The organism is Xenorhabdus sp. XBWT (assembly GCF_059072735.1).
Genome location: NZ_CM180990.1, coordinates 3,306,657 through 3,319,868 on the forward strand (window position 1 = coordinate 3,306,657; position 13,212 = coordinate 3,319,868).

At 40.3% G+C, this 13,212-nt stretch carries 10 protein-coding genes and 1 pseudogene; 5 read left to right on the forward strand and 6 right to left on the reverse strand.

Annotated elements, in window-relative coordinates:
• Nucleotides 1-123 precede the first annotated feature (123 nt).
• Both AC5JQI_RS14430 and leuO read right to left on the reverse strand, forming a co-directional pair.
• Complete coding sequence (locus AC5JQI_RS14430; protein WP_493914693.1) at nucleotides 124-1,923, reverse strand: AMP-dependent synthetase/ligase; 1,800 nt, start codon at nucleotides 1,921-1,923, stop codon at nucleotides 124-126.
• Between the two features lie 314 nt (nucleotides 1,924-2,237).
• Nucleotides 2,238-3,185, reverse strand: coding sequence for a transcriptional regulator LeuO (gene leuO, locus AC5JQI_RS14435; RefSeq protein WP_493912670.1), 948 nt, complete (start codon nucleotides 3,183-3,185; stop codon nucleotides 2,238-2,240).
• A 1,094-nt stretch (nucleotides 3,186-4,279) separates the two neighbouring features.
• On the opposite strand from leuO, the gene leuA reads away from it, so the two are divergent.
• The 5 genes and pseudogenes from leuA to AC5JQI_RS14460 all read left to right on the forward strand — a co-directional run bounded on the left by leuA (nucleotide 4,280) and on the right by AC5JQI_RS14460 (nucleotide 8,884).
• Entirely contained in the window at nucleotides 4,280-5,881 is a 1,602-nt protein-coding gene (gene leuA, locus AC5JQI_RS14440; RefSeq protein WP_493912671.1) for a 2-isopropylmalate synthase, read from the forward strand.
• 35 nt (nucleotides 5,882-5,916) lie between these two features.
• The gene (leuB, locus tag AC5JQI_RS14445; RefSeq protein WP_493914694.1) at nucleotides 5,917-7,023 is read left to right on the forward strand and encodes a 3-isopropylmalate dehydrogenase; all 1,107 of its coding nucleotides are present in this window, start codon (nucleotides 5,917-5,919) and stop codon (nucleotides 7,021-7,023) included.
• Between the two features lie 224 nt (nucleotides 7,024-7,247).
• Nucleotides 7,248-7,355, forward strand: a pseudogene (locus tag AC5JQI_RS14450) (SgrR family transcriptional regulator); the annotation flags it as partial.
• A gap of 675 nt (nucleotides 7,356-8,030) precedes the next feature.
• A complete protein-coding gene (gene mutH / locus AC5JQI_RS14455) occupies nucleotides 8,031-8,711 on the forward strand; it encodes a DNA mismatch repair endonuclease MutH (protein ID WP_493912672.1) in 681 nt (226 codons plus the stop codon).
• A gap of 26 nt (nucleotides 8,712-8,737) precedes the next feature.
• On the forward strand, nucleotides 8,738-8,884 hold the full coding sequence (locus AC5JQI_RS14460) for a hypothetical protein (protein ID WP_493914695.1): 147 nt from the start codon (nucleotides 8,738-8,740) through the stop codon (nucleotides 8,882-8,884).
• A gap of 9 nt (nucleotides 8,885-8,893) precedes the next feature.
• Here the strand turns inward: AC5JQI_RS14460 and AC5JQI_RS14465 are convergent, their stop codons facing one another.
• The 4 genes from AC5JQI_RS14465 to AC5JQI_RS14480 all read right to left on the reverse strand — a co-directional run bounded on the left by AC5JQI_RS14465 (nucleotide 8,894) and on the right by AC5JQI_RS14480 (nucleotide 13,099).
• Nucleotides 8,894-9,301: a hypothetical protein gene (locus AC5JQI_RS14465; protein ID WP_237385678.1), complete on the reverse strand. Its 408-nt coding sequence runs from the start codon at nucleotides 9,299-9,301 to the stop codon at nucleotides 8,894-8,896.
• Between the two features lie 221 nt (nucleotides 9,302-9,522).
• Nucleotides 9,523-10,029: a peptide deformylase gene (def, locus tag AC5JQI_RS14470; RefSeq protein WP_493912673.1), complete on the reverse strand. Its 507-nt coding sequence runs from the start codon at nucleotides 10,027-10,029 to the stop codon at nucleotides 9,523-9,525.
• A gap of 493 nt (nucleotides 10,030-10,522) precedes the next feature.
• Nucleotides 10,523-11,707 (reverse strand): trans-sulfuration enzyme family protein, encoded by a 1,185-nt coding sequence (locus AC5JQI_RS14475; RefSeq protein ID WP_493912674.1) that lies wholly within the window; start codon nucleotides 11,705-11,707, stop codon nucleotides 10,523-10,525.
• Between the two features lie 21 nt (nucleotides 11,708-11,728).
• Nucleotides 11,729-13,099: a pyridoxal-phosphate dependent enzyme gene (locus AC5JQI_RS14480; protein WP_493912675.1), complete on the reverse strand. Its 1,371-nt coding sequence runs from the start codon at nucleotides 13,097-13,099 to the stop codon at nucleotides 11,729-11,731.
• Between the last annotated feature and the right edge of the window lie 113 nt (nucleotides 13,100-13,212).

Below are 13,212 nucleotides of genomic sequence, written 5' to 3' on the forward strand. Positions count from 1 at the left end.
AGTTTCTAACGCTATCCTATAACGTTAAGTCAACTAACATAACGTTAGATACAAACCTTAGCAAACATGAATTCACATACTGAAAACATTTTTTTAATGGAAAGCCGGTTTTTTTATCTGTCTTCAACTCCGATACATAGACTCAATTTCGCGCTGATAACGTTGTGAAATAACCTTGCGACGTAATTTCAATGTCGGCGTTAATTCCCCTTTCTCCATAGAAAAAGCTTCTGGCAAAAGAATGAATTGTTTAACTTGATGGAACTTAGCGATATTTTTCTGTTTTTCCTTCAAACGCTTTTCAAACAGTTCAATAATTTGATGATTACGCAATAATTCCAGCCGATCCCGATAATGGAGATGAATAGATTTTGCGTACTCTTCCAGCGTTTCATAGCTGGGGACAATCAGTGCAGAAACAAATTGGCGGGCATCGGCAATAACTGCAATATGCTCAATAAAGCGATCTTGTCCCAACATTCCTTCAATCATTTGTGGGGCGATATATTTACCTGTTGATGTCTTCATTAAATCTTTCAGACGTTCAGTGATAAACAGATTGCCGTCCTCATCTAATCCGCCGGCATCGCCTGTACGCAACCAGCCATCTTCAGTAAAAGTATGGACAGTCTCTTCGGGACGATTGAAATAGCCTTTCATCACAATAGGGCCGCGTACCTGAATTTCTCCTCCGGTACTGATACGGACATCAACACCGGGTAATGGGGTGCCAATTGAGCCTAAAAAATAAGATTTTTCTTCCCAGCAAGACACCGTGGCGCAGGTTTCGGTCATGCCATAGCCATATTTAATGTTAAGTCCAAGGGACAGAAAGAAACGGGCAATTTCATCGTCGAGGCGAGCACCCGCCACAGGCAGAAAACGTATTCGTCCGCCCAACAAATTACGCAGTTTGTTCAACACCAGTCTGTCAGCTAATTGGTAACTACAACGAGTGAATGGACACCCTTTTTTATTCTGCTGTTGACGCATCCAGCGGCTTTCTCCCCGTTTCAAAGCCCAATTGAAAATCATCCTGCTTATAAAAGGTGCTCGGGAGACTTTCTCCGAGATAGCGCTGTACACTTTTTCATAAAAACGGGGAACAGAGCACATGACCGTTGGACGCACATCAGTCATTGCCTCACGCACAAAATTTGTATCAGTCAAATAGACATTCAGGGCACCAGTGTGCATGACATAGTAACTCCATGCACGTTCAAAGATATGAGATAAAGGCAGAAAACAGAGTGACACATCCTGTTTGGTTAATGTCAATCTTTGGTCATGCAGGTAAAGTTGTGCGGCAATATTGTGATAGTCCAGCATCACTCCCTTTGGCTCTCCCGTTGTACCGGAGGTATAGATCAAAGTGAAAAGATCATTGAGGTTTTGATCTTTAATACGGCGCTCAAGCTCTGGCTGAAATTGTGCATTATCATTGGCTATAAAGGTAGATAAATACTGTGCCTGCGGACACGCTTTCAAATCCACAGATTCATCCATAACAATAAGATGAGTGAGTTTGGGACACAGTTCTATCAGTGTCACTGCGATATCATATTGCTCTTGCCCACCAATAAATAGTACACGTGCTTCCGCATCATTAAGAATGAATGCTGCCTGTTCTCGGGTACTGGTTGAGTAAAGCGGAACTGTCACAGCCCGAAGCTTGAGGATGGCTAAATCACTCAATGACCACGCCATACAATTATTCGCAAATATACCGACTTTTCCCTGTACTTCCACATCCAGAAATAATAATGCTTTTGCTATAGCTTCAGTGGTATGTTTGACCTCCCGCCAACTCATTTCAAGTTGTTTCGATGGAGACCATTGCTGAAAAGCAATTTTTTCCGGATATTCATTGGCTTGCTGCTGCAATCGATTAACCAAATGATAGGAATGCAGAGAATCTGTTATCACAATATATTCCTGTATAAATATTTCAGTTCAGCATATTCAGCAAGCATACCGCCTACTTTTCAGCTTACAGATGTTAGCTATTTCTGCGCAGTCTACCCATTCCCAGTAAAAGGGGAAAGCGTATTTTCAATATCTTCTCCCTCAGAAGGGGAAAATATTTACAGAATTTACCGAACAAGTATGGATAATCAGAGATAAATATTGCGGCAAAGGCGCAACTTGGAAGAGGACAGATATATTCCACCAAAGAAAATGTTGGCCAAGAGCCCTACCCCGACAACATCTTGGGATAGGCTCTAGCGTGTTTTATTTTATTCTCGTTCACCAAGATGGCTCAGTAGCGATTTCATCCACTGATGACCTTTATCCCGATCTGTTGAGCTATGCCAAATCAAATAGCAAGGACGAGAAATTTGACCATTAGGTAAAGGAACCGAACAAATATTTAACTGTTCGGAATAATGTTCAACCATCCATTTTGGCACGATAGCCACTAAATAAGTCTGAGAGACAATATTCAATACACTATTTAAGTCCGTTCCTTGATAAGAAACAGAACGCAATAATTCATTACCTTCATAGTAAGGTTTACTGAATGAATCTACATTATCCAATGCAACAATGGCATGTCTTTCTTCCAACAATTGTTGCTGAGTAATTAGCTTCCCAATTCTTGGGTGATGTTTAGAAACTGCCAGAACCAATTCATCATTAAACAACGGATAATTATTGAAATCAGACTGTTCTAATTGGGTATAACTGAGAACGAATTCTATTTCCTGATATTTTAATTGTTTCTCTATATCATCACTAATTTGTGTTCTAATGACAACTTCGATATTTGAAGAATGTTTTTTAATTTTCCCGACGATTTGAGCAGCCAAGCGAATATCAAGAGGGCTACAAATAGAAAGATTAAACACCCTTGTACTGTTATTGGGATCAAATCCTACCCCGGGCAATTCATTATGAACGATTTGAAGTGCCTGTCTGAGTGGCCCGAAAAGCTGTTTTGCTCTAGCAGTTGGCTGAATGCCCCGACCGTAACGGACAAATAATTCATCATCAAACATCGTCTTCAAACGTGCCACAGCATTACTGACAGCCGGCTGTGACATTCCCAACACCTGAGCTGCGCGCGTGATATTCTGCATCTGCATTACAGCATCAAAAACAGTAAGCAAATTAAGATCAACACTACGCAGTTGAACATCGCATGATTCTTTTCTTCCTGTAGTTACTAAATTGTATTCAGTCATTATTTCACTCCACTAAACTTATAGCAGTGATCTCATTAAATAATGGCAGATTGACCGTTCGAAAACGCAACATTTTGACATCAAAAACAGTCCTACCAATTAATAAGATCAATTACCTCAATTCTTGTAAATTAAATTGAGATTCATCCTTGTACAAAAAAATAAATATGTATAACCAATGTTTTATTATTTACGTATTCGTAATATTTTTAGAAGCATGAATATCAATGCGTTATATATGAATAGAAATAACTCATCTTACATTAACAACTTACGTTCAAAACGTTCAGTCAATAATGACAAAATGAGTGTCAGAAAAAAATTCATAATAAAATTACTGTATTACAACTATTTATCAGAACTTTCTATTAATATTATCTATTGGGAAAATGCTCTGAAGTATTAATCAGAAATTCGCTTTTCCAATATATTGATATACGACTTATTAATATTCTATATAGTTATGATTTCTTAATCTAGACACACTATGGTGAACATTCATCTTATCCTTGTTCCTTAGAACCTCGTATCTGCATTTAGACAATCATATTTAATCAATTGATTTAAACTCTAGGTTTAAAAGCGATCAGATTAAAAACGGCAATCGCATAAAAATCACATAAAAACGACTGTACAAAACAACAGATACTACATTTAGTATCCATCAGAGCCGGATTTTACTCCATATATAGATATGAAAAATAGATAAAAACATCGCTAAAAATGTAAAAAATAGTCACCAAGCCCAAAATATACCCAATTAGGAATCAACAACGAACAGGATTCACACTAAATCTCTACTCATATAGCTTGACATTATTTTTAAAATAAAGTATCTATAAAAAATGCACTGATAATTAAAAGTCAATTAACAAATTTATAAAGGTTAGCTTACATGATTCACTTAATTCGCCTACTCAGCCTACTACTAATCGCCTTTAATGTGCGCGGTGTGCTGGTAGGTGAAAAACAAAGTTAAGTTAACCTCCATCAGAAAGCAAAAAACCCGCGCACCGCGCGGGTTTTTTTTACCTGCTCGGCGCCTGAAAAAACAAAACATCATCGCTTAACCTATTTGACAGGAGCACAACAACATGAGCCAGCAAGTTATCATCTTCGATACCACATTGCGTGATGGAGAACAGGCATTACAAGCCAGCCTGAGTGTAAAAGAGAAACTTCAAATCGCTTATGCGTTGGAAAGGTTGGGAGTCGATATTATTGAAGCTGGTTTTCCTGTTTCTTCTCCGGGAGATTTTCAATCCGTTCAAACAATCGCACGTGAAATTAAAAATAGCCGTATCTGTGCTTTATCCCGTTGTGTTGACAATGATATTGATGTCGCCGCCGAAGCCTTGAAAGTCGCCGAAGCCTTTCGTCTGCACATGGTATTGGCTACCTCCAGTCTGCATGTTGAACATAAATTAAAAAGAACTTTTGATGATGTTGTTGAAATGGCAGTTCGCTCCATCAAACGGGCACGTAATTACACCGATGACGTCGAATTTTCCTGTGAAGATGCTGGTCGCACAAATATCGACAACTTATGCAGAATTGTCGAACAGGCAATCAAGGCAGGTGCAACCACAGTCAATATTCCCGACACCGTGGGTTACACCACGCCTTATCAATTCGGCGGGATTATCCGTACCTTATTTGAGCGTGTACCCAATATTGATAAAGCGATTATTTCTGTTCATTGCCATGATGATTTGGGCATGTCCGCAGCTAACTCAATTACCGCAGTTCAGGCTGGTGCCCGACAGATCGAAGGCACGATCAATGGGTTGGGGGAACGCGCCGGTAACTGTTCGCTGGAAGAGGTGATCATGACGATCAAAACACGCCAGCAAATGTTAGGAGTTCATACCAATATCAACCATCAAGAAATCTACCGTACCAGCCAATTGGTTAGCCAAATTTGCAATACCCCTATCCCTGCCCATAAAGCCGTTGTTGGTAGTAATGCGTTTGCCCACTCTTCTGGCATCCATCAGGATGGTGTTCTGAAAAATCGTGAAACTTATGAGATCATGACACCAGAATCCATCGGACTGAAAGATACTCAATTAAATCTGACCTCACGTTCTGGACGGGCGGCAGTGAAACACCGCATGTCAGAAATGGGCTATCTGGAAAATGATTATGATCTGGACTCCTTGTATCAAGCGTTCTTAAAATTGGCAGACAAAAAAGGACAAGTGTTTGATTACGATTTGGAAGCATTGGTGTTCATCAATCAACAACAGCAAACACATGAACATTACCGACTGGATTATTTCAGCATCCAGTCCGGAACCAATGTCGTACCTACGGCAACCGTACGCCTGGCCTGCGGTGATAAAGTCAAATCTGAAGCCTCTACGGGTAACGGTACTGTTGATGCTATTTATCAGGCCATCGGCCGCATTACGGATTATCCGTTTAAATTAATCTCCTACCAATTATCCGGCAAGGGGCATGGGAAAGATGCCCTCGGTCAAGTTGATATTATCGTGGAATGTTTTGGGCGTCGCTTCCACGGAATGGGGCTGGAAACAGATATCATTGAATCTTCAGCCAGAGCCATGATCCACGTCTTGAACAGCATCTGGCAGGCAGAACAAGTAGAAAAAGAGAAGCTGCGTATATCTCAGTGTAATACTCAAAATAACAACTCTAACGATACTCAAGACAACTCTAAGGAAACTGCATAATCATGTCTTCAAGCCAATCTATTTCAAATAATGTTATGTCAAACAAGCAAGATACAAATCACTATCATATTGCTGTTTTGCCCGGTGATGGCATTGGCCCCGAAGTCATGAAGCAAGCCTATAAGGTGTTGGATGCAATCCGCCATCGCTTCAATATTCGCATTACAACCAGTGAATATGATGTAGGAGGGATCGCCATTGATCGCCATGGCACTCCCTTACCTCAAGAAACTATCGATGGTTGTGAAAAATCTGATTCCATCCTGTTTGGTTCTGTGGGAGGCCCGAAATGGGAGCATTTACCGCCCTCAAAACAACCTGAACGTGGTGCATTATTGTCATTACGCAAGCATTTTAAATTGTTCAGTAACTTACGCCCGGCGCGTTTATACACTGGGTTAGAATCATTTTGCCCGCTTCGTCAGGATATCGCCGCAAAAGGCTTTGATATTTTATGCGTCCGAGAATTGACTGGCGGCATTTACTTCGGTCAACCCAAAGGACGTGAAGGCGAAGGAAAATATGAGCGCGCTTTTGATACTGAGATCTACCATCGTTTTGAAATAGAGCGAATCGCACGCATTGCGTTTGAATCTGCTCGTAAACGCCGCCATAAAATCACGTCAATTGATAAAGCGAATGTTCTGCAAAGTTCTGTGTTATGGCGTGAAATCGTCAGTGAAATCGCTAAAAATTATCCCGATGTTGAGATCAATCATATGTATATTGATAACGCTACCATGCAATTGATCAAAGATCCGGCACAGTTTGATGTCTTGCTATGCTCCAATATATTTGGCGATATTTTATCCGATGAATGCGCCATGATCACGGGTTCAATGGGAATGCTGCCCTCTGCCAGCCTGAATGAAAAAGGCTTCGGCTTATATGAGCCAGCAGGTGGATCAGCGCCTGATATTGCGGGTAAAAATATTGCTAACCCGATAGCCCAAATTTTATCTCTGGCACTTTTGCTGCGTTATAGTTTTGGGCGCAATGATGCCGCAGATACCATTGAACAAGCTATCAATCAGGCTTTGGAACAGAATTATCGCACCGCAGATTTAGCGGGTAATGACAAAACCATTGGTACCGATGAAATGGGCGATATCATTGCAAATTTGATTGCAGAGAAAATGTAAAGACATGCCACTTTTTCTTCGCTAACGTAGCCTCCCTTCTCTGTATAATACACCCATTAAAAAAGGCCAGTAAGACAACTTACTGGCTGGCAAAATACCATTATTCAAAAAATCGGGAGTCAGGAAGAGAAGTTCGCTCTTCTGAACTACTTTAATTCCTATTCATTATCCGTTTAATATAAGAAAACAACATTTGATGAAAAAATCAGCAGAGTTCCTCTTTTATGTCGAACACTTGCTTACAACAACCATTCATTCGGCTATGGCGTCACTACCAAGGCAAAAAGAGCGAAACGACCTTTCAATCTCTGGCAGAAATTCTGCATTACCCACGTCAACGAAGAATGAGAGAGGTGAAAATGAATGCCTTTGGGTGGTTTGATTTCAAATCTGCCTGGTTTAGGCTTTCGGAAGGATAATTCACAGAAAAAACTAAAGTTATAAACATTATTTGTCTGGCAACAACCATTTTATTCACTTTTTCTGTGGATATGTATGTGAAAAAGTGAGGGGTAAAACGGGTATACTTTTATTGAGTGTTTTATCACCCTTCTTAAGGGTAAATAAATAACTATTATTTTTCATTATGTTAATAGATTTTACGCCCCTTTTTACAATACATATCATTCATCAGAAATTTCAATCTTTCTCACACTGAGTAAATTTCAACCAATGATGATTTTATCCACAGGATATGCCTTTTAGTTAAACAAAAATCGACTATTTTTGTAGAAAAAGCCATTCATTAGAGCTGTAAATCAAACCAGTGATCTCACTTTTTATCACTTATCCCATAAATCTGTGGATAACATGGTGTAAGATCCTGTTTATTATCACTGGGAATAGGTGAACAATCATAACAAGCTTATTTTTAATACTGAGAACATAAATGAAAAGATCTTTTATATCATGCTATTATCAAAAACATTAGTGTAATGATAAATTAATAATGATTTACAATAATCCTCATGGACATTTTTTAACCAGAAAAAAATATACTCAATAACATGTACTTTACATCCCCGATACCACCTGAAAACGAACAGCAATTACTCGAACGGGCTCACGCTTTGGCAGGTTTATCCATGGGTGAACTGGCTGAATTCGCTAAACTGCCTATACCTCCTAATTTAAAGCGTGATAAAGGTTGGGTAGGTATGTTACTTGAATATTATTTAGGCGCAAATGCAGGCAGCAGGCCCGAACAGGATTTTCAACATATTGGTATTGAATTGAAAACGATCCCTGTGGACAGCAAAGGTACTCCATTGGAAACAACCTTTGTCTGTATCGCCCCTTTAACGGGTAACAGTGGTATTACATGGGAAAATTGTCATGTCAGACGCAAACTATCCCGCGTCTTATGGATACCTGTTGAGGGAGAAAGAAGTATCCCGCTTTCTGAACGCCATGTAGGTTCACCCCTGCTTTGGAACCCAAGTGCCATAGAAGAAGAGTTGCTGCGAAACGATTGGGAAGAGCTGATGGATCTTATTGTATTGGGCAAAGTCGAGAGCATTACAGCCCGTCATGGTGAAGTATTGCAATTACGCCCCAAAGCGGCTAACAGCCGGGTACTGACCGAAGCAATTGGAGAATATGGTCAACCAATAATGACACTGCCCAGAGGCTTTTATCTGAAGAAAAATTTTACAGCACCATTATTGGCTCGCCATTTTTTCTTGTAGCACAGTATAAAATTCCAGCCCTAACGATCTGGTTTTTTGATAGAAATAACCATAAATCTAACCATGCTGGAACACTTACTCAGTCAGGTGCAACTCCCGGTTATTTGGAAACTACCCATAATCCGTTTGGCCTTATTCGGTGGCCAACCAAGTGGCCACCTTACTCACTTTGATGCGGGTAACTAATTGCTCTGTTTTGTTTTCAGTTTAAAATCAAATTTAGTACTATTAACTCTATCTATAGCAAGGTCTAACTGAGATTCAGGAGAGACTTTCATTGAAGTAATGTCAACAAACCCAGATGACGGATGGTAACTAAGATAAATAGTGCCAACCAGTGGATAACTGCGATTGCCCCTGTTTTTGATATAAAAGGCACAGGCAATCTCATTACTGCTGGCAGTTGATGGAATATTGACATATTCCATTTTGCTGCCAATTTTAACTGAGGAAATTTCAGCGTCTCTGATCCCCTCCGCATCCAATATCATCAAATAAGTACCTGTTTCAGCATCAGTCGTATCTATCAGGTTCAAATCTATGGAAAAATTAGGTAGTTGGTAATATGTAATATCACTTTTTAAGATCACAATAATTCCCCTGATTATATGATGACTATCAAATTATTCAAATTCCATCAGATATACTTTTTAACTTTAAAACTCACTATTGTATTCAAAATGGAATTTTAAACTTTATTATTCATATTTATCATTAATAATTTAAATAACAGCAATATATAAAATCACAATTTCTAATCATGTGACAATTTCGTTATGAAATCATCACACCTTTTCAATACCATTATCCACTAATTCTTTCTGCTAATTATATATTTTTTCACTTTTTTCAGTGCCATTTGTCTCTTTAATGGCGACAAATAATCAGTAAAAATAATGCCATGCAAATGATCGATTTCATGCTGCATAACAATTGCTAAAAAATCCCCGCTTTCTATCGTAATCGTTTTACCGTGTCGGTCGAATGCTTCTACCTTCACTTTTTCAAAACGCTCAACATCTGCGTAATACCCCGGTATCGATAAGCAGCCCTCTTGATTCACCACGCGACGCTCTTTTTCAACAATCTTGGGATTAACCAAAACCATCGGCTGATCTCGGTTTGGAGAGAGATCAATGATCAATACTGCTTCTTTTCGTCCAACCTGCGGTGCCGCCAAGCCAATTCCATTGTCCGTGTTATACATAGTCTCCAACATGTCATCGATCAGTGTTTGAACACTATCAAAATCAGTGACATCAACACATTTTTGCCTCAGCCTTTCATCTGGGATTGTGAGTATATCTAGAATTGCCATAACTTATTATCCTCTTCTGACACCTTTGCTCATCTATACTCCATGAATTTCAAAATACAGCACGACGATAAGGGAACAAATCCCCAGAAACATAGTCTAACTATCGTGGCTGAGATGAGTAGGCACAGCCAACAAAGCTGCAATTTGAAAAACGAAGTGTATAGACATATACATCTGGTTGATTCAAATATATCTGATCCTCAATAAGATATCATCAATTATTTAAATAGCTTTCCCCAAAAAACAAAATAAACAAATACAATATTTTATCTATAGCCCTAAATATATTTATTCTTTATCATAATCAATTTACTTCATCACCTTACTTTAAGATAAAAGAAACCCTAACTTATTCTAAACATTAGAGGGAACTTATTTTTAAGGGAATCTATCCGTAATAAAATAATAAAAAATGCCAACTGATAAAAATCGGCTGGCACACTGTTTTTGATTACGCTCGTGGTTATTTATTTGGTTTTTAATCAGTTGGATATTATAAATCTGCTTTTTCAAACGCCTGAACTAAATCAGCAATCAAATCATCAACATTCTCAATGCCTACAGAAATGCGGATCAACTGAGGTGTAATACCTGATGCCAGACGTCTTTCCAGTGGAATGGATGCATGAGTCATATTAAACGGCTGACCTATAAGGCTTTCCACGCCCCCCAAACTTTCTGCCAGTGTGAATAGCTGTAATTCTTTAATAACTCGGCGTGTATAATCTTCATCGCCTCTCAGAACAACAGAGATCATGCCGCCAAAGCCTCGCATCTGGCGTTTTGCCAGCTCATGCTGAGGATGAGAAGTCAGGCCGGGATAGTACACTTTCTCGATTTGCGGCTGCTGCTCCAGCCAATGTGCTATTTTCTCTGCGCTGGAAATATGACGTTCCATGCGCAATGCCAATGTCCGAATGCCACGCAGGACAAGAAAGCTACTGAACGGATCAAGAATGCCACCAATGGAATTTTGCAAAAACGCGACCTGTTCTGCCAATTCAGCATTGTTGCCCACGACAGCCAGACCAGCGACTACATCGGAATGACCATTCAGATATTTAGTTGCAGAGTGAACAACAATATCAAAACCCAAATCAAGTGGGCGCTGGATATAAGGGGATGCAAAGGTATTATCCGCAACACTGATAATATTATGGCGCTGTGCAATCTGCGCAATGGCTGCCAAATCCGCTAATTTCAACAACGGATTGGTCGGAGTTTCTACCCAAATCATTTTAGTATCAGGCTGGATCGCGGCTTCCAGAGCGGCGGTATCCCCTGCCTGAACATAAGTGACACGCAAGCCGGCCGTGCGGCAGCGCACTTTCTCCAATAATCGGTAAGTTCCGCCATAGAGATCATCCACGGCAATCATATGGCTATCTTTATCAAGTAACTCCAGAATGGTTGAACTGGCGGCAAGACCAGAACCAAACGCATAACCACGAGTCCCATTCTCTAATTCAGCAATCGCACTTTCCAGCGCATCACGTGTCGGGTTTCCACTGCGGGAATATTCATACCCTGTATGCTGCCCCGGTGCAGGTTGGGCATAAGTGGATGTGGCATAGATTGCAGGCATGACAGCTCCCGTATGGTCAGGAGAATAACCTACGTGAACGCTTTTTGTATCAAATTTAATCTTATTAAACTTAGTCCTATCAAACTTAGTCATTAATTTATTCCTGAAAAGAGATTAATTGAGTTGTTGACGCCATGCGTTCAGCACATCGGTACGAGTAACAAGACCAAGGAATTGACTATTATCATCAACAATCAAAGCGACATGGCCTGCATCAAAGGTTGCGATCAATTGATCCAATGGTGCTTTTTTATTAAGTGTATGAATCTGACTGGTCATCGCTTGAGTGACAGGCAGTGAGAAATTGTGAGAGTCAGCTTGAATAGTGTGCATGAGATCCCATTCATCAATAATTCCAACAACCTGGTCATTTTCAATCACTGGCAACTGTGAAATATCATATAAACGCATACGACCATAAGTGACTTGCAAAGTATCTTGTGGTGAAACTGAAACTGTTGCCCCTTCCCGATAACGATAAGTGATGTAATCACTCAAATCATTTTCTTGTGGCTGTGAACGCAGTCCTTGTTCTAATAACCAGTAATCATTGAACATTTTCGACAGATATTTGTTGCCACTGTCACAGGCAAGCGTTACTACACGTTTCGGTGTTGTCTGTGCCCGGCAGTAGCGCAGTGCGGCAGCAAGCAGAGTTCCTGAAGAGGAGCCTGCCAAAATCCCTTCGGTCAGTAACAAATCACGGGCGCTGGAAAAAGCTTCTGAATCGCTAATACGATAGGCATGATGGATTTGGGAAAAATCGCCAAGCGGTGGAACAAAATCCTCTCCGATACCTTCGACAAACCAGCTACCCGCTTCGTCATAATGACCGTGCTCAACATAATCGGCAAGAATAGAACCTTTAGGATCGGCGAGGACAAATTCGGTCTGGGGAGAAATTTCTTTAAAATACTGACTTAACCCTCCCAGAGTACCGCCGGAGCCGACACCAACGACCACAGCATCCACATTCTGTTCCATTTGTTGCCAAATTTCTGGGCCGGTACTCATGACATGAGCAGCGGAATTGGCAGGATTGTTGAATTGGTCAATATAATACGCACCACTAATTTCTTTCGACAGACGCAGCGCGTAATCCTGATAATACTCTGGATGCCCTTTTCCCACATCAGAGCGTGTCAGGCGAACATCGGTTCCCAGTGCTCGCAGATGATAAATTTTCTCCCTGCTCATTTTATCGGGCACGACCAGAATCAGTTTATAGCCTTTCATCGCAGCAACCAGTGCCAACCCAATGCCTGTATTACCCGCCGTAGCTTCAATGATAGTCCCTCCCGGCTTCAACACTCCTTGTTTTTCAGCTTGCTCAATCATTGAAAGCGCAACACGATCTTTAATCGATCCCCCCGGATTTTGATTCTCTAACTTAATAAATAACTGGCATGGTCCCGTATCCAGATGAGTGAGTTCCAGTAATGGAGTATTCCCTATAAGTTCAAGAACCGAACGTGATGCTGCCATATTAGCCTCTTGAGAATCGGTAAAATTTACAAATAAAACGTTCAGATTGGGAGAGAATACCGCTGCATAGCAATTGATTTGAAAGAACAAATAAAAACTACATATAATAAAAA